We start from the raw sequence: 15956 nt of genomic DNA, 5'->3' as shown, positions 1-15956 counted from the left end.
CTTGCGCGAGTATGACGAATCCGATGTCCGAGTGCGCTCGGGCAAGGGTTCGCGGCCGCGCACCAAGAACCGGCCCACCCACGCAGATGCCCTCGAGGCGATGGTGGTCACCGTCGACCGCGGCCGGTGGGGTTGCGCACTGAACGGCGATCCCGGACACATCGTCACCGCCATGCGGGCCCGGGAACTGGGCCGCACCCCCATCGTCGTCGGCGATTCGGTCGGCATCGTCGGCGATCTGTCCGGCCGGCCCGACTCGCTGGCCAGGATCGTCCGGCGGGAGGACCGCCGAACGGTGTTGCGCCGCACCGCCGATGACACCGACCCCACCGAACGGGTGGTGGTGGCCAACGCCGACCAATTGCTCATGGTGGTGGCCCTGGCCGATCCCCCGCCGCGGGCCGGTTTGGTGCAGCGGGCCCTGATCGCCGCCTACGTCGGCGGGCTGCGGCCGGTCCTGTGTCTGACCAAGACCGATCTGGCGCCGGCCGAGCCATTTGCCGCCGAGTTCGCCGGCCTGGACCTGACGATCGTGACCGCCGGCCGCGACGATCCGCTCGACGCAGTGGCGCCGCTATTGGCCGGTCAGGTGACAGTGCTGCTCGGCCACTCCGGCGTCGGCAAATCCACGTTGGTCAATCGCCTTGTGCCGCTGGCTGATCGGGCCATCGGAGAGGTGTCCGGCGTCGGAAAGGGCAAGCACACCTCGACCCAGTCGGTGGCACTGTCTTTGGACGACGGCTGGGTGATCGACACGCCTGGCATCCGCTCGTTCGGGCTGGCCCATATCAAGCCCGACGATGTGCTGCTGGCATTTTCGGACCTCGCCGAGGCGATCGAGGACTGCCCCCGCGGGTGCGGGCACATGGGCCCGCCGGCCGACCCCGAATGTGCACTGGACGCATTGACCGGTCCGGCAATGGACCGGGTGGCCGCCGCGCGGCGGTTGCTCGCGGTGCTGGGCGAGCCGGCGTACTGAATCCTGTTGGCGAGCAGGCCCTTCAGTGGGCGGTGGCCCCAGCAAAACTGCCCCTCTTCCACTGGAAAAGGGGCAGTATTACCTCTGCTCGCGAGAGAACAGTTAGGCCTCGACCGCCCGCTTGAGGCGACGCTTGGCCCGCACCGCGGCGATGGACGACTTGAGACCGCGTCGCGAATCCACCGGCAACTCGTCGAACATCCGCTCGCTACGAGTCTCCGGAGCGTCATCGACAGTGCCGGACAGGAACTTGTCCGGCAACGACAGCTTGGCGATGGTGCGCCAGGTCTTGCCGTACTGCACCAGGAACGGCCCGGTGGTGTAAGGCAGGTCGTACTTCTCGCACAGTGCGCGCACCCGGATCGAGATCTCGGCGTACCGGTTGCTCGGCAGGTCCGGGAACAGGTGATGCTCGATCTGATGGCTCAGGTTGCCGCTCATGAAGCGCAGCGCCGGGCCCGAGTTGAAGTTGGCACTACCCAGCATCTGCCGCAGGTACCACTGCCCGCGCGACTCACCAACCATGTCGGTCTTGGTGAATTTCTCTGCGCCGTCGGGGAAATGGCCGCAGAAGATCACCGCGTTCGACCACACGTTGCGAATGACGTTAGCCAGCGCGTTGGCCTTGAGCGTCGAGGAGAAGGTGGCACCGGGCGACAATGACGTGATCGCGGGGTACGCGACATAGTCCTTGGTCAGCTGGTGTGCGGCCTTGGTGGCGAATTCCCGCACCCTGACCAGCGTGGCAGCGCGATTGTCTCGGCCCTTGAAGATCTTGCCGAGTTCCAGGTGCTGCAGACCGACGCCCCACTCGAAACCGACCGCCAGAAGCGTGTTGAAGAGCAGATTGCCGTAGAGATTGAACGGCCGCCATCGCGCATCGCGGGTGACCCGGATGACGCCGTAGCCCACGTCGTCGTCCATGCCCAGGATGTTGGTGTACTTGTGATGCATGAAGTTGTGGGTGAACCGCCAGTGCTTGGACGCCCCGCTCATATCCCACTCCCACGTCGAGGAGTGAATCTCGGGATCGTTCATCCAGTCCCACTGGCCGTGCATGACGTTGTGGCCGATCTCCATGTTCTCGATGATCTTGGCCACGCCGAGTGCTGCGCTGCCGGTCCACCAGGCCCAGCGCCGGGAGCTGGCAGCCAGGATCAACCGGCTGGAGAGTTCCAGCGTGCGCTGAGCGGCGATGGTGCGGCGGATGTAGCGCGCATCGCGCTCGCCGCGGGAATCCTCGATATCCTGCCGGATGGCGTCCAGCTCGATACCGAGAGCTTCGATGTCCGCATCGGAGAGATGAGCGAACACCGGTACGTCAGTCACTGCCATCTGCCGACCTCCTTCCTTCTACCTACGGTAGCGTAACCTACGCGATCGTAGGTTACGCCGAAGCTAATTTTGAAAACTTCGCCAAATTTTCCCGAACGTCAAGCATCCAGCACGCAGTCGCCTGCCGCAGCGGAAATACATGTTTGCACCCGACTGCCCGGCTCACGTTCTTCTCCGGTCCGCAGATCCCGCACGTGGCCGCCGACCAGGCCCACTACACAGGACTGACAGATCCCCATCCGGCAACCGAACGGCATCTGGACGCCGGCCTGCTCGCCGGCCTCCATCAGCGATGTCGCGGCATCTGCGGTGACGCTCTTGCCGGTGCGCTCGAAGGTGATGACACCGCCGGTACCGCGCGCGGCCGCACGCGAAGCGGCGAACCGCTCCAGGTGCAGCTGATCCCGAAGACCCGCGCTGGTGAACAGCCGCTCGGCGTCGCCGAGCATCGCTTCGGGACCACATGCCCACACCTGACGCTGACGCCAGTCGGCGACGACGTCGTCGAGCCGGTTCAGGTCCAGCCGCCCTTCGGTGCGGGTGGTGCGCAGCTGGAGCCGGTAACCAGGGTGGTTGCGCTCGAACGTGGCCAGCTCCTCGGCGAAGATCACGTCGGACTCAGTTGGTGCCGAGTGCAGGTGGACGATGTCGGTGATCTGCTCACGACGCGCCAGCGTGCGCAGCATGGACATGATCGGCGTGATGCCCGATCCCGCGGTGATGAACAGCACCGACGCCGGCGCCGGGTCCGACATGACGAACTCGCCCTGCGGCGCGGCCAACCGCACGATGGTTCCGGGCGCCACACCACCGACCAGATGGGTGGACAGAAAACCCTCGGGCATCGCCTTGACCGTGATGGTGATGGTCTTGTCGACGTCCGATTGCACCGGGCTGGAGGTCAGCGAATAGGAGCGCCAGCGCCAGCGACCGTCCACCAACACACCGATACCGACGTATTGGCCGGGGCGATAGTCGAATGAGAAACCCCAGCCGGGCTTGATCACCAGAGTGGCCGAATCCTCGGTCTCGCGACGTACGTCGACCACCCGGCCCCGCAGCTCGCGGGCCGACCACAGCGGGTTGGCCAGCTTGAGATAGTCGTCGGGCAGCAACGGCGTGGTGATCCGGGTGGCGAGCTGGCGCAGGGCGTGCCAGCCCGGACGCTCCTTGGCGCCGGCAACGGTCGGCCGCACCGTATCGGCGACGTTGGCCGCGATCTTGATGTGGTTCTTGGCCACGTGGACTCCCGCTTAGGTAGGCACCGCCGATCAGTTTCAACCGGCGCGTCGCTTACCTACGGTACCGTAACTTACGCCCCCGTACCGACTATTCTCTGCCGCCCGGTCAGAGCAGCTCCAGCAGGAACGGCAGCTCCGACGGCGCGTACCAGGCCAGATCGTGATCCTGGGCATCACCGACGGTGAGCTCGGCATCCTCATCGCCCAGGTCGGCTTCGTCGACCACCCCTACGGCGGCGAGCACCGCCGACTCGGCGGCGGCATTGTCGACGTATACGGCGATGACATCGCGCAACGAGATGTGCCCGTCCAACCGGACCACCGCGTCGTCCAGATCCGGACGCACCGTGGCCGACTCGGCCTCGGCGACCAGCACCGCCCGCCGCGGCGGCAATTCGGATGCCTCCCCCGACAGCAACCGCAGCGAAGCCAGAGCCGCCTCTCGCAGGGCGATCTCGGACAGCTCGTCCTCGTCGCCGTGCGAATAGGCCTCCCGCAACGCCGGGGTCACCGCGAAGGCGGTGCCGCTGCGCGCAGGCATCGATCCGTCGGCCACAAGCTGGGTCAGCATGGCCAAGGTCGCCGGGATGTAGACGCGCACGGGAGCGACTGTAGCGGCGGCCGGTCGGCCGGGCCATCAGCAACGCGCTACTTGGCGGCCTCGATTAGCTCGTCGAGCGATTCACGCAGCAGACTCGGCAGGACCTCGACATCGCTCATCGCCTCGCGGTCGGCATTGATGCCGAAATACAGCATGCCGTTGTAGGACGTGACACCGAGCGCCAGCACCTGGTTGTTCAGCAGCGGTGGCACCGCGTAGGTGTCGAGCAGCTTGGTTCCGGCGACATACATCTGCCGCTGCGCGCCCGGCACATTGGTGATCAACAGATTGAACTGGCGAGCCGGAAAACTGGTGGCGACTCGAGTTCCCATGGCGTGCAACGTCGGCGGCGCGAACCCGGACAGCGTCACGATGGTGCGAGCGTCCACCAGGCTGGCCGCGGTGGCCTGGGTTTCGGTGGCATGCGCGATCTGCGACAGCCGGACCACCGCGTTGCCCTCGCCAACCGGCAGGTCGACCAGGAACGGTGACACCTCGCTGATGGCCTGACCCGGGCCGGCGCCGTCGAGCTCGGCGTCGGGATACACCGACACCGGCGCCATGGCCCGGACCATCGACCCCGACGCCGCCGGCTCACCGCGGGACAACAGCCAGTTTCGCAGCGCGCCGGCGATCACGGCCAGCACCACGTCGTTGACATCGCAGTCGAAGCGGGACCGCAGCCGCCGATAGTCCTCCAGGTCGTGCACGGCCACCGTAAAGCGCCGGTTGCGCGACACCGTGGTGTTCAGTGGACTGCTCGGCGCGGTGCCGCGGGCGAACGTGCGGGCCATGTCGATGACGCGGCGACCGGCGTCGACCAGCTGCTCGGTGCTGGTGATCATGTCGACGGCGGCGGACCGTACCGCGGCCAGCTGGACGGTCGGCCGGGTGATCCACTCACCCACCGCGCCCAGCAGCAGCCTGGTGTCGCTGGGTTCACGACCGGGAATCCAGATGTCCTCGCCGAACTCCGGCGGTTTGGGCGTCCGATCGGCGATGACGTGCCCGATCTCCAGTGCCGACATCCCGTTGACCAGGGCCTGGTGGGTCTTGGTGTAGATCGCGACCCGGTTCTTCGACAGCCCTTCGACCAGGCACATCTCCCACAGTGGCCGGGTCTTGTCGAGCGGCCGCGAACCCAGCCGCGCCACCAGGTCGTGCAACTGGGCATCGCTGCCCGGGGACGGCAGCGCCGAACGCCTGACGTGGTACGTGATGTCGAAGTCGCGGTCGTCGACCCATACCGGCCGGGCCAGACCCAGGGTGACCTCACGCACCTTCTGCCGATAGCGCGGGATCTGCGGTAATCGGGCCTCCACCGCCCGCAACAGCGTCTCGTAACTCAAGCCCGTGCGCGGGCGGCGCAAGATCGACAGCGTGCCGACATACATCGGGGTGGAGGAATTCTCCAAGCGGTAGAACGACGCATCAGACGCCGACAACCGGGTCACCATGAAGATGTCTCCCCTTTGCTTCTTACGACCCCGTCACCGTAGTCGCCAACCCGGGCACCCCGCAGCATTGGCGTCAGGCGGCGTCACCCAGCCGTGGGATCATAAACAGGTCCGCGCCTCTCCAGCAGACGACGCCCGTGTTGACCGACCGCTGGAGACGTTGTGACCGCATCAATTTCGACCTGCACCTCGGCGATCTCCGCCGCGGCGATCACCCGTCCGATCTTCGATTACGAACCGCCACCGCTGAATTCAGCGGTACATGCCGTCCCAGTACGCCGGTTGCACGCGGTACCGGCCCCCGCGCCCCGGCCGGACATCGCGCCACCACGGGACGCACTGATATTCGCCGACACCACACTGCGCCGGGTGCTCGAGGTGGCCGATCGGCGCCGTCCGTCCGGCCAGTTGCGGTCACTGGTCGCACCCGCGCTACTGGACGCCATCGCCGTACTGGCCCGCGACGGGCAGCCCGATGGCTGCGCCGTGCTGCGGCGAGTCCGGCTCCGAACCGCACAGCACACCGCTGGACGCGCCACCGCCGCCGAGCTGTTCGCCACCTTCACCCGCGGACAGCGAGTCCGCGCGGCCGCCGGTCGCATCGAAAACACCGGTGGGCGTTGGCAATTGGTGGCGTTGCAGCTGGGCTGACCGGCCGCGCCGAAGCCGAGGCTAGCCGCGCTTCTGGCGACGGGCAGCCTCCCGACGCTCGCGGCGCGAGGTCGGTGCGGCATGGCGGCCACCTTCGCGACGAACCTCGGCGCTACCGTCCTCGGACGGGCCGGTGTAGGTGAGCGCCGGCGCCTTCTCGTCAATTCCCTTGGCGTGCAACGTCGCCGCCGGCGCGGCGGGTATCTGCTCGCGGGGAGCCTCGCCGGACTCGGCCGCAGCAGCGGCGTCAGCGGCGAACTGGGCCAGCCCTTGCGGAGCCGCCATCGTCGCGACCTGGGGCGCCTGCTGAGCCTCGACCTGCACATTGAACAGGAACCCGACGGACTCCTCCTTCATGCCGTCGAGCATGGCGGTGAACATGTCGTAACCCTCGCGCTGGTATTCGACCAACGGGTCACGCTGAGCCATGGCACGCAGGCCGATGCCCTCCTTGAGATAGTCCATCTCGTAGAGGTGCTCGCGCCACTTGCGGTCGACGACGTTGAGCAGCACGCTGCGCTCCAGCTGCCGCATGGCACCCGGCCCGGCGATCCCCTCCAGGTCGGCTTCCCGCTTGGCGTAAGCCTTTTCGGCATCATCGAGCAACGCCGCGTGCAGCTCGTCGCGGGTCAGCTCGCCGGGCTCTCCGACCGTATCCGTGTGCACCAGATCGTGGTAGTCGATGCCCACGGGGTACAGCGTCTTGAGCGCGTCCCACAGCTTGGCCAGGTCCCAGTCCTCCGAGTAACCCTCGGCGGTGGCACCGTCGACGTAGGCGGTGATCACGTCGACCAGCATCTGGTGAGCCTGCTCCTGGAGGTTCTCACCCTCCATGATCATCCGGCGCTCTTTATAGATGACCTTGCGCTGCTGGTTCATCACCTCGTCGTACTTGAGCACGTTCTTGCGGATCTCGAAGTTCTGCTGCTCGACCTGGGTCTGCGCGCTCTTGATGGCACGGGTGACCATCTTGGCCTCGATCGGCACGTCCTCGGGCAGGTTCAGCCGGGTGAGCAACGCTTCGAGGGTCGCACCGTTGAACCGGCGCATCAGCTCGTCGGCCAGCGACAGGTAGAACCGCGATTCACCCGGGTCACCCTGCCGGCCGGAGCGACCACGCAGCTGGTTGTCGATCCGGCGCGACTCGTGCCGCTCGGTACCCAGCACGTACAGACCGCCGGATGCGACCACGTCCTCGGCTTCCTTCTTGGCCTCGGCCTTGATCTCGGTGACCGTCTGCTCCCAGGCTGCCTCGTACTCCTCCGGCGTCTCCACCGGATCCAGGCCGCGCCTGCGCAGCCGGGTGTCGGCCAGGAACTCGACGTTACCGCCGAGCACGATGTCGGTACCACGACCGGCCATGTTGGTGGCGACGGTGATCGCGCCGAGCCGGCCGGCCTCGGCGACGATGTTCGCCTCCTGCTCGTGGTACTTGGCGTTGAGCACGTTGTGCGGGATCTTGCGCTTGGTGAACTGGCGGGACAGGTACTCCGAACGTTCCACGCTGGTGGTACCGATCAGGACCGGCTGGCCCTTCTCATAACGTTCGGCCACATCGTCGACGACCGCGATGTACTTGGCCTCTTCGGTCTTGTAGATCAGGTCGGACTGGTCGGTGCGAACCATCGGCCGGTTGGTCGGGATCGGCACCACACCGAGCTTGTAGATCTCGTGTAGCTCGGCTGCCTCGGTCTGGGCCGTACCGGTCATGCCGGACAGCTTGTCGTAGAGCCGGAAGTAGTTCTGCAGCGTGATGGTGGCCAGCGTCTGGTTCTCGGCCTTGATCTCGACGTGCTCCTTGGCCTCGATGGCCTGGTGCATGCCCTCGTTGTAGCGCCGGCCCACCAGCACGCGGCCGGTGAACTCGTCGACGATGATGACCTCGCCGTCGCGAACGATGTAGTCCTTGTCGCGGTGGAACAGCTCCTGGGCCTTGATGGCGTTGTTCAGGTAACTGACCAGGGGCGAGTTGGCCGCCTCGTACAGGTTCTCGATGCCCAGCTGGTCCTCGACGAACTCCACGCCCAGCTCATGCACGCCGATGGTGCGCTTCTTGATGTCCACCTCGTAGTGGACGTCCTTTTCCATCAGCGGGATGATGCGGGCGAATTCGGTGTACCAGTTCGAGGCGGCATCGGCCGGGCCGGAGATGATCAGCGGCGTACGGGCCTCGTCGATCAGAATCGAGTCGACCTCGTCGACGATGGCGAAGTTGTGGCCCCGCTGCACCATCTCTTCGTCCGAGTGCGCCATGTTGTCGCGCAGGTAATCGAAGCCGAATTCGTTGTTGGTGCCGTAGGTGATGTCCGCGGCGTAGGCGGCCCGGCGTTCGTCCGGGGTCATCTGGGACAGGATCACCCCGACTTCCAGGCCCAGGAACCGGTGCACACGGCCCATCTGCTCGCTGTCGCGTCGGGCCAGGTAGTCGTTGACGGTGACGACGTGCACGCCCTTGCCGGCCAGCGCGTTGAGATAGGCCGGCAGCACGGCGGTCAGAGTCTTGCCCTCACCGGTCTTCATCTCGGCGACGTTTCCGTAGTGCAGGGCCGCTCCGCCCATGACCTGCACTTCGAAGTGCTTCTGGCCGAGCACGCGCCAGGCCGCCTCGCGGGCCACCGCGAAAGCCTCGGGCAACAGGTCGTCGATGTCGGCTCCGTCAGCCACACGCTGCTGGAATTCGGCGGTCTTGCCCCGCAGCTCGTCGTCGGTGAGCTTCTCCATTTCGGCGGACAAGGACTCGACGTACTCGGCGACCTTTTGCAGGCGCTTGACCATGCGGCCTTCACCGAGACGGAGCAACTTCGACAGCACGCTAATTCCCCTGTGGGTTTGGAACGGATACACGTCAGCTGGTTAGACGTGACCCATCGTAGGGGAACGCGAAACACCGCTGGTCGAATGAGCCCTCGGCGGTTCTCGCCGAGGGCTCATTGGGGGTTGGTTCAGTCCAGCCGGATCAGTCGGATGGCTCAGTTGAGCCTGATCAGCCCGTAGTCATAGGCGTGGCGACGATAGACCACCGTCGGGCGGTCGCTCTCCTTGTCGTGGAACAGGAAGAAGTCGTGCCCGACCAGCTCCATCTCGTAAAGGGCGTCATCGACGGTCATCGGGTTGGCCGCGTGTTCCTTGACGCGCACCACCTGGCCGGGAACGTGGTCGTCGACCATCGAAGACTCGTCAGCGGTCGCCGCAGCCTCCGGCGGCGGCAGGATGGCCGTCGCTTCGGCCAGCCCGACCGGGGTCTTGTCGCCGTAGTGGATCTTGCGGCGGTCCTTGCTGCGACGCAGCCGGTTCTCCAGCTTGGCGACAGCGGCCTCCAGGGCCGCATAAAAACTGTCTGCGCAAGCCTCGCCGCGCACTACCGGGCCACGGCCGCGGGCAGTGATTTCGACGTGCTGGCAGTTCTTGCGTTGTCGCCGATTCTTCTCGTGGTCGAGTTCGACGTCGAACATATAGATGGTGCGGTCGAAGCGCTCCAAGCGGGAGAGCTTCTCCGCGACGTAGATGCGGAAGTGTTCGGGGACCTCGACGTTATGGCCCTTGACTACGACGTCGGCTTGGTTGGTCAGGATCGGCTCGTCGGTGTCGACAACCATGGTCGATCGGGCAGTTTCCACAGAATGGGTTGACATGGAATGCAACTCGTTTCTCTTCGCATCGCGCGCACAGTGCGTGCGCGGGTCTTTCTGGGACAGAGCGCCGAGCGGGCAGGAGCGATGTTCGCCGCACACAGCGCAAGGTGTCGAGTACTCACCTCCTATCGCTGTCAGCGATTGGCGCCGGAGTATGCAGTGGCGCCGCCGTGAGGCTTCACGGATGGTTGCTGCCGACGGTAGTCCGAGTTCACCCACATGTGCCACCGATTTCGCAGACCTGTTTTGAGATCTTCACGTCGATTTGATCTCGGCATGCCGAATTGCTTGTCATACATGCGAATTGCTCAGGCATGCGCCAGCACGAGAACCGCCGCGACGCGCACACCCGACTCTCGTAAGACCCGCACCGACTCGGTAGCGGTGGCGCCGGTGGTGACGATGTCGTCGAACAACACGACCTCGTCGGCGACGGCCGCACGCTGCCGGATCCGACCCTCGACGTTGCGTTGACGTTGTGCACTGGACAGGCCGACCGAGTCGCGAGCAAACGCGCGCATGGTCAGCGCTCTGACCACCGCGACGTGTTCCGGCGCGGCCGCGGCGGCGATCCTGGCCACCGGATCACCGCCGCGACGGCGCGCGGACCAGAACCGCGTCGGTGCGGGCACCACGGTGATCGGCGCGACGATCACGCCCCACCTGAGCAGGTGCGCCAACGACTCGGAGAGTGCCTGTGCCAACGGCGCCATCAGATCGGTACGGCCATGCTCCTTGAGCGCCAGGATCGCCTGCCGTCGGGCGCCCGCGTAACGACCGAGCGCGAAGACCGGCACACCAGGGTCGCGTCGCGGCGTGATGAGATGCGGGTGATCCGGGCGCACCGTCAGTTCAGCAGCGCAGGCATCGCACCACGGGGTCTTCGGCGCGCCACAGCCACCGCACGCGAGGGGCAGGACCAGGTCGAGCATGTGGCCAGCCTGCCCGGTGGGTACGACAGCCGGCGTGGCGGCGTGCGGACCCGCACGCGCGTGGGAGATCGGATCAGCCGGGCAGTACCGGGAGGGCGCCGGCGATGATCAGCGGCCGCACGTCAACCCACATCAGGTCACCGTCGGGGGCCGACCCGGACAGCTGCATCACACCCCGCTGGTCGGCGATGTACACCGTCGACGGATTGGCCGCCACGGTCGTCACCGGACCGGTCAGGTTGCGCGTCGGTCCGTCGGAGTTGACGCCGTCGAGGTTCACATACGACACCGGACTCTGCGGATCGGTGCGCGTCACCACGATGTCGTCGCCGGTGCGCCAGGACAACGACACTGCGGTACTGCCCAGCCCGAAACCCAGCCGGCGCGGATAAGTCAGTGCGTACTGGCCACCCTGGGTCTGTTCGACGCCGGCCAGGATCACCTGGCCATTGATCACCATCACCGCGCGGGTGGCGTCGCGGGACAACTGCAGTTCGGAAATCGGGCCGGGGAATCTGGTGGCCACCGCGGTGGAATCCACTGGGATCCGAGCCGGCTGCCCGGACGCCGCCTCCTGGATGACGCGCACCACGCTGTTGCCGTCCACCACGATCCAGATCGCATCGTCCAGCGACCAACTGGGCCGAGTCAGGGTGTGTCCGTCGAGGGCCTGCGAGGCGTCGCCGTTGACCGGGCCGACCCAGAGCGACGATGACATGTCCGGGGCTCCGGGACGGACGGTCACCACAGACGCCGCTTCCTGGCCACTGCGCGACAGGGCCGCCGACACCTGGCCCGGCAGCTGCCCGAATGCCCCCGGCACCCGAGGCGCGTTGCCGCCGTCAAACGTCACCAGCGACCCACCGACCAGCGCGTGCAGCCCGGCCGCCGCCCCCGGATCGGCGCCTGGGTCGGTGGCCGCCACGTCGGAGGTGTTCCACCCCTCGGCGAATCGATCGTCCAGGGCCCCACCGTCGGCATTGATCACGTACGGGCCGTTGACCCCGGCCCGCGACAGGGTCCAGATGATCTGTGCGGCAAGCATTTGCCGACTGTGTGGATCGGTGGTCGAGAGATTCTCCAGGTCGATCCGGGCACCGCCGTAGCCCTTGCCCACCCCGGTCTTACCGCCGTCCGCCCGGGTCACCGGACCGCGCAGCCGCAGCGGCGGACCGAGCAGATTGCGCACCGTGTTGGCCATTTCCGGCCGCGGACCGGACACCAGCTTGCTCACGAGTTCGGTGGCCAGCTGGTCGGAGTCGGCCACTGCGACATAGCGCGGATCGGGCACCACGGTCTTACCGGTGGGGTCCACGAAGTACAGGGTGTCGCGCTTGTAAGTGTCCTGGAACTGCTGCCAGTCCAGGAAAACCCCATTGGGCAACTTGTCGATGCGCCAACCGCCGGTGGTCTTGACGAGCTCGATCGGACCCGGATCGGGCAGCGCACCTTCACCGGTCTCGAACACCCCGATATCCGACAGCGACCCCAGGATGTCGGCGTGCATGGTCACCGAAACCCGTTCGGCACCACGGGTTTCCACGAAGACGACCCGGTCGATCAACAGCGCGCTACCGGCGTCGTCCCAGGCCCGCGACGCGGACTCGGTGAGAAACTGCCGCGCGGCCAGGTGCCGGTTCGCCGGATCGGCGGTGGCCTTGAGGAATTCGCGCAGCAGCACGTCCGGATCCATGCCCGGCGTCGGGGTGGGCAGACTGGGCGGAGCCGACCGCTCGACGGTACCGACCGCCTGTGGCGCCGATGAACTGGGCACCCCCGCACAACCGGCGACGGCCAACGTCAGCACCACCCAGCAGGCCAGTAGGACACGGGTCATGTGCTGTCCCCGGCGGGCTGCGGCTCTCGCGGCGAACGTTCGGGCGCAACAGGTTTCAGCGGAAGCGGACTGGTGGTGACCTTGTGGCCACGGACCAGCGGCAGGGTCATCCGGAAACAGGCTCCGTTGCCCGGTTCGCCCCAGGCCTCCAACCGGCCCTGGTGCAGCCGAGCGTCCTCGATGCTGATGGCCAGGCCCAGGCCGGTGCCGCCCGAGCGTCGCACGCGCGACGGATCGGACCGCCAGAACCGGCTGAATACCAGCTTCTCCTCCCCCGGTCGCAACCCGACACCAAAGTCGCGCACGGTCACGGCCACGGTGTCCTCGTCGGCGGCCATCCGGATCTGTACCGGCTTCTTCTCGGCGTGATCGATGGCGTTGGCGATGAGGTTACGCAGAATTCGTTCCACTCGGCGCGGGTCGACCTCGGCGATCACCGCATCGCCGGGAAGTTCCACTTCCAGATCGATGTGGGCGTCGTCGGCCAGATGCCCGACGTTGTCCAGAGCGCTGCGGACCGTGTCGCGCAGATCCACCGATTCCACCGACAACTCGGCCACGCCGGCGTCGTGCCGGGAGATCTCCAGTAGGTCGTTGAGCAGTCCCTCGAACCGGTCGAGTTCGTTGACCATCAGCTCGGTGGAGCGGCGTAGTGCCGGTTCCAGTTCCTCACTGTGGTCGTAGATGAGATCGGCCGCCATCCGCACCGTGGTCAGCGGGGTGCGTAGTTCATGACTGACATCAGAAGTGAAGCGCCGCTGCAGATTTCCGAACTCTTCGAGCTGGGTGATCTGCCGGTGCAGACTCTCGGCCATATCGTTGAACGACACCGCCAGCCGCGCCATGTCGTCCTCACCGCGGACCGGCATGCGTTCGGTCAGATGCCCCTCGGCGAACCGTTCCGCGATACGCGAGGCGGATCGGACCGGCAGCACGATCTGCCGAGCCACCAGCAGAGCGATCGCCGCGAGCAGACCCAGGAGCACCACGCCGCCGGTGGCCATGGTGCCGCGGACCAGGGTGATGGTGCTTTCCTCGTTGGTCAGCGGAAAGATCAGGTAGAGCTCAAGATTGGTGACCTGCGAGGACGTCGGGCTGCCGACCACCAATGCTGGGCCGGAGTAACCATCGGTGTGCACGGTGGCGTACTGGTAACTGACCTGGCCGGCCTTGACGAAATCGCGCAAGGTGTTCGGAACTTCACTGACCGGACCGGCCGCGGTCGCCGCACGTGGCCCGTCGCCCGGCACCACCAGCACCGCATCGAAGGCGCCGGCCAGCCCCGCGCCGGTGTTGGCCTTACGGTCGATCAGGGTGTTGCGGGCCAGCTGCAGGCTGCTGTCCAGCGAGCGTGTCTCCTCGCCGCCGACGATGCCGCTCACCGCATTTCGGGCTCGCTCGATCTCTTCGGTGGCGGCACGCACCTTCGACTCCAGGATGCGGTCCGTGACCTGGCTGGTCAGCACAAAGCCGAGCACCAAGATGACGGCCAGCGACAGACCGAGTGTCAACGAGACCACTCGCAACTGCAGGGAACGACGCCATGCGTAACCGACGACACGGCCGATCGCACCCAGACCCCGCAACATCGGGGCCGAACCGAAACGGCTACGCAGACGCCGCCTCGTACCAAAGATCACCGGCGCCGCCTGCAGTCGCCGTCACTGCCGATCACGGGGGTCCGGCCTTGTATCCCACTCCTCGAACGGTCAGGACCACCTGCGGGTTCTCCGGGTCTTTCTCAACCTTGGCCCGCAGCCGCTGAACATGCACATTCACCAACCGGGTGTCGGCCGGATGCCGGTAGCCCCACACCTGTTCGAGCAGCACATCACGAGTAAATACCTGCCGCGGCTTGCGGGCCAGCGCGACCAGCAGATCGAATTCCAGTGGCGTGAGCGAGATCTGCTCACCGCCGCGAGTCACCTTGTGGGCCGGCACATCGATATCGATGTCGGCGATGGACAGCATCTCTGCGGGCTCATCGTCGTTGCGGCGCAGTCGGGCGCGAACCCGGGCCACCAGCTCCTTGGGCTTGAACGGCTTCATCACATAGTCGTCGGCGCCGGATTCCAGGCCGAGCACCACGTCGACAGTGTCGGTCTTGGCGGTCAGCATGACGATCGGCACGCCTGAGTCGGCCCGCAGCACCCGGCACACGTCGATGCCATTCATCCCGGGCAACATGAGGTCGAGCAGCACCAAATCCGGCCGCAATTCACGGACCGCAGTCAGCGCCTGGCTGCCGTCACCGATGACAGCGGTGTCGAAACCCTCACCACGCAACACGATGGTGAGCATCTCGGCCAGCGATGGGTCGTCGTCAACGACCAGAATGCGTTGCCTCATGGCATCCATCGTGTCACCAGATCGCGATAAACCCGTGATCTCGACTGGGTGTTTTGCACATCCGTCACAACTCGCCGTTCAGCGGCTCGCCGGATTCACGCCAGCAGTCGGGCGGCCAACTCGGCCGGTTGGACGTCCGGCGCCACCAGAGCCCAACGGCCAGCCCAATTTTCGGCCGCCAGCGCGCTGTACACCTGCCCGGTGCGGCGCTGCAGACCGCCGTCACGTTCATAGGCGTCGCGGGACCGGGCAGCGTCGTGCTGCTCACGTTGAGCGGCCCGCTGCGCCGCCAGTTCGGTGGGCACGTTCAGATAAAGCTGCCAATCCGGCACCGGCAACGCGAGCCGTTCGAACTCCAGCTGACGCACCCAGGCGACCACCGCGCCGTCCGCGCCCTGGTGCAAGCGGGCGGCGCTGTAGGCGGCATTCGAGGCGACGTAGCGATCCAGGATCACTATGTCGTGTTCGGCCTGCAGCGCGGCGATGTCGGCCTTGGCGCCTGCACGGTCGAGCGCGAACAGCATCGCCATCGCGTACACCGACTCCGACAGGTCGCCGTGTTGGCCGTGCAACGCCTCAGCAGCGATGTCGGCCTCGAACGACTGGTGATAGCGCGGGAAGGCCAACGTGGCAGTGGACTTGCCCTGTCCTTCAAGGTGCGTGCGCAACCCCTGGGTCAGGGTGTTCTTGCCCGCGCCGTCGACGCCTTCGATTGCGATCAGCACGCGTGCAGCGTAGCCATGGGACCGACGTAGTGCCGCTACATCAGTTGCCGTAACCGCCGCGACAGATGTCAGGTGCTCGACGCAGACGCCGACACTCCAACGCACGACTGACCGAATTACCCTGTGGGACTGTCTGTTTCGTCATCGTCGTTGCCTTCTATCGGGTAGAGGGTGGGGTGGTGGTATTGGTTGGTGCGGGGTTGGCCGACGTCCAGTA

Annotated in this window: 13 protein-coding genes; 2 read left to right on the top strand and 11 right to left on the bottom strand. The window is 66.3% G+C overall.

Annotated features, from left to right (window positions below; genetic code table 11):
- Position 1 precedes the first annotated feature (1 nt).
- Positions 2 to 979: a ribosome small subunit-dependent GTPase A gene (gene rsgA, locus ABIA30_RS20220; protein ID WP_370068658.1), complete on the top strand. Its 978-nt coding sequence runs from the start codon at positions 2 to 4 to the stop codon at positions 977 to 979.
- Between the two features lie 102 nt (positions 980 to 1081).
- On the opposite strand, the gene ABIA30_RS20215 is transcribed toward rsgA, so the two are convergent.
- From ABIA30_RS20215 to ABIA30_RS20200, 4 genes are all read right to left on the bottom strand, one after another.
- Complete coding sequence (locus ABIA30_RS20215; protein ID WP_370068656.1) at positions 1082 to 2314, bottom strand: fatty acid desaturase; 1233 nt, start codon at positions 2312 to 2314, stop codon at positions 1082 to 1084.
- Positions 2315 to 2412: 98 nt separating this feature from the next.
- On the bottom strand, positions 2413 to 3555 hold the full coding sequence (locus ABIA30_RS20210) for a ferredoxin reductase (RefSeq protein ID WP_370068654.1): 1143 nt from the start codon (positions 3553 to 3555) through the stop codon (positions 2413 to 2415).
- Positions 3556 to 3661: 106 nt separating this feature from the next.
- The gene (locus ABIA30_RS20205; RefSeq protein ID WP_370068652.1) at positions 3662 to 4156 is read right to left on the bottom strand and encodes a hypothetical protein; all 495 of its coding nucleotides are present in this window, start codon (positions 4154 to 4156) and stop codon (positions 3662 to 3664) included.
- 47 nt (positions 4157 to 4203) lie between these two features.
- Positions 4204 to 5613: a wax ester/triacylglycerol synthase family O-acyltransferase gene (locus ABIA30_RS20200; protein ID WP_370068650.1), complete on the bottom strand. Its 1410-nt coding sequence runs from the start codon at positions 5611 to 5613 to the stop codon at positions 4204 to 4206.
- A gap of 162 nt (positions 5614 to 5775) precedes the next feature.
- Between ABIA30_RS20200 and ABIA30_RS20195 the strand changes: the two genes are divergently transcribed.
- The gene (locus tag ABIA30_RS20195; RefSeq protein WP_370068648.1) at positions 5776 to 6264 is read left to right on the top strand and encodes an Rv3235 family protein; all 489 of its coding nucleotides are present in this window, start codon (positions 5776 to 5778) and stop codon (positions 6262 to 6264) included.
- A gap of 21 nt (positions 6265 to 6285) precedes the next feature.
- On the opposite strand, the gene secA is transcribed toward ABIA30_RS20195, so the two are convergent.
- From secA to ABIA30_RS20160, 7 genes are all read right to left on the bottom strand, one after another.
- Positions 6286 to 9075, bottom strand: coding sequence for a preprotein translocase subunit SecA (secA, locus tag ABIA30_RS20190; protein ID WP_370068646.1), 2790 nt, complete (start codon positions 9073 to 9075; stop codon positions 6286 to 6288).
- Between the two features lie 158 nt (positions 9076 to 9233).
- Positions 9234 to 9860 (bottom strand): ribosome hibernation-promoting factor, HPF/YfiA family, encoded by a 627-nt coding sequence (gene hpf / locus ABIA30_RS20185; protein WP_370069034.1) that lies wholly within the window; start codon positions 9858 to 9860, stop codon positions 9234 to 9236.
- A 344-nt stretch (positions 9861 to 10204) separates the two neighbouring features.
- Complete coding sequence (locus ABIA30_RS20180) at positions 10205 to 10828, bottom strand: ComF family protein (RefSeq protein WP_370068644.1); 624 nt, start codon at positions 10826 to 10828, stop codon at positions 10205 to 10207.
- A 73-nt stretch (positions 10829 to 10901) separates the two neighbouring features.
- On the bottom strand, positions 10902 to 12665 hold the full coding sequence (lpqB, locus tag ABIA30_RS20175; RefSeq protein WP_370068642.1) for an MtrAB system accessory lipoprotein LpqB: 1764 nt from the start codon (positions 12663 to 12665) through the stop codon (positions 10902 to 10904).
- The gene (gene mtrB / locus ABIA30_RS20170) at positions 12662 to 14305 is read right to left on the bottom strand and encodes an MtrAB system histidine kinase MtrB (protein ID WP_370068640.1); all 1644 of its coding nucleotides are present in this window, start codon (positions 14303 to 14305) and stop codon (positions 12662 to 12664) included. Before mtrB ends, lpqB begins: the two co-directional genes overlap by 4 nt.
- Before the next feature lie 31 nt (positions 14306 to 14336).
- The gene (mtrA, locus tag ABIA30_RS20165; protein WP_370068638.1) at positions 14337 to 15023 is read right to left on the bottom strand and encodes a two-component system response regulator MtrA; all 687 of its coding nucleotides are present in this window, start codon (positions 15021 to 15023) and stop codon (positions 14337 to 14339) included.
- 86 nt (positions 15024 to 15109) lie between these two features.
- Positions 15110 to 15739: a dTMP kinase gene (locus tag ABIA30_RS20160; RefSeq protein ID WP_370068636.1), complete on the bottom strand. Its 630-nt coding sequence runs from the start codon at positions 15737 to 15739 to the stop codon at positions 15110 to 15112.
- Positions 15740 to 15956 lie beyond the last annotated feature (217 nt).

This window comes from Mycobacterium sp. MAA66 (assembly GCF_041261665.1).
Lineage (GTDB): Bacteria > Actinomycetota > Actinomycetes > Mycobacteriales > Mycobacteriaceae > Mycobacterium.
This window is presented reverse-complemented; position numbering and strand designations above follow the sequence as displayed.

Coding starts and splice junctions, on each gene's coding strand:
- lpqB (WP_370068642.1), bottom strand. CDS start 12,665: ATGACCCGTGTCCTACTGGCCTGCTGGGTGGTGCTGACGTTGGCCGTC.
- ABIA30_RS20180 (WP_370068644.1), bottom strand. CDS start 10,828: ATGCTCGACCTGGTCCTGCCCCTCGCGTGCGGTGGCTGTGGCGCGCCG.
- ABIA30_RS20215 (WP_370068656.1), bottom strand. CDS start 2,314: ATGGCAGTGACTGACGTACCGGTGTTCGCTCATCTCTCCGATGCGGAC.
- hpf (WP_370069034.1), bottom strand. CDS start 9,860: ATGGTTGTCGACACCGACGAGCCGATCCTGACCAACCAAGCCGACGTC.
- ABIA30_RS20200 (WP_370068650.1), bottom strand. CDS start 5,613: ATGGTGACCCGGTTGTCGGCGTCTGATGCGTCGTTCTACCGCTTGGAG.
- mtrA (WP_370068638.1), bottom strand. CDS start 15,023: ATGGATGCCATGAGGCAACGCATTCTGGTCGTTGACGACGACCCATCG.